The 1,465-nt window shown below is 60.8% G+C and carries 1 protein-coding gene; it reads left to right on the top strand.

Annotated elements, in window-relative coordinates:
• The first annotated feature begins 124 nt into the window (after positions 1 to 124).
• Positions 125 to 1,453, top strand: coding sequence for an ISL3 family transposase (locus INT40_RS20295; RefSeq protein WP_226831729.1), 1,329 nt, complete (start codon positions 125 to 127; stop codon positions 1,451 to 1,453).
• Positions 1,454 to 1,465 lie beyond the last annotated feature (12 nt).

Here is a 1,465-nt window from a genome sequence, read left to right as displayed (position 1 = left end):
GGCTCTGCGGAATGAAGCGTGGTGACTGAGCAGTAGATCAGTGGGTGTGTCAATGAAGGGGATGAAGGATCGGAGCCCCCATCATCGGAAGTGACGAAACAACCACCCGATGGAGACTCCGATCATGTCCGATCCTACCTTCCCCGACTCTGCTCAACCGATCTACTCAACCCGTGCTGACGCGCTCTTGGGACTCAGTGACTTCCACGTCGTGAGCGTCGAACCCACGTCGATAGGGATCCGTATCCACGTTGAGACCGACACCACCCTGACCGGCTGCCCGAAATGTGGTGTCGTTGCCAAGCTCCATCACCGACGCCGCCACTACGTCCACGACGTCCCGGGACCACGGGGCCCGGTCGAGTTGGTGTGGCACAAACGCATCTGGCGCTGCTGGGAATCTCTCTGCCCGACGTCGACATGGTCCGAGGACAGTGAGCTCATCCGTCCGCGTGCGAAGCTGAGCGTTCGTGCCGGTGTCTGGGTCGCCGATCGACTCCAATACGACGACGCTCACGTTCAAGCGCTGGCTCGTCGACTCGGCGTCGACTGGCACACCTGTTGGGTAGCAGCCAAACCGGTCCTGACCACCCGCGCCACCAATCCCGATCGGCTCGATGGCGTCACCGCCCTCGGTGTCGATGAGCATGTGTGGCGGCATGTGGGCCCGCAGACACCGCGGGTCCTGACGGGGATGGTCGATATCAGCCGTGATGAGTCAGGCCGCGTCAATGCTCGACTCCTCGATGTGGTGCCTGGCCGATCAGGGCCGGTCTACCGTGATTGGCTCAAAGCTCAGTCGCCAGGGTTTCGGGCCGGAATCAAGCACACCACACTCGATGCGTTCCGTGGGTATAAGAACGCTATCGATGACCAGTTGTCCCACACCATAACGATCCTCGATGCCTTCCACGTGGTGAAACTTGGTATCGAAGCACTCGACGATGCTCGTCGCCGTGTTCAGCAGGCCACGACCGGGCATCGGGGCCGCAAGGACGACCCGTTGTACAAGATTCGTCGGCTGCTGACGATGGGTGCGGAGCACCTGAAGCAGAAGACGGCCGACAAGATCGATGCCAAGCTCAAAGCTGGAGACCCGGACTGGGAAGTCACGATCGCCTGGGACTGTTATCAAAGTCTGCGGCGGATGTATCAAGCCCCAACACCGTTGGAAGGACGGGCCCGGTTCGAGGCGTTAGAAGACAAGTTCTCCTCGTGCCCCATCCCGGAAGTCAAGCGATTGCTGACGACGCTGAAGAAGTGGCGGAACGAGATCCTGGCCTACTTCGCCACCGGCGGGGCATCAAACGGTCCTGTCGAAGCGGTCAATAACCTGATCGAGAAGACCAGGCGCGTCGCGCACGGGTTCCGGAACTTCGAGAATTACCGGCTGCGGATCCTCGCGGTGGCGTCGGGGGCGAAGAGGAACTTACCAACGAGTCACCACGCTTAGATCCGAAGAGCC

The organism is Brevibacterium sp. FME17 (assembly GCF_014897515.1).
Classification (GTDB): Bacteria; Actinomycetota; Actinomycetes; order Actinomycetales; family Brevibacteriaceae; genus Brevibacterium.
This window is presented reverse-complemented; position numbering and strand designations above follow the sequence as displayed.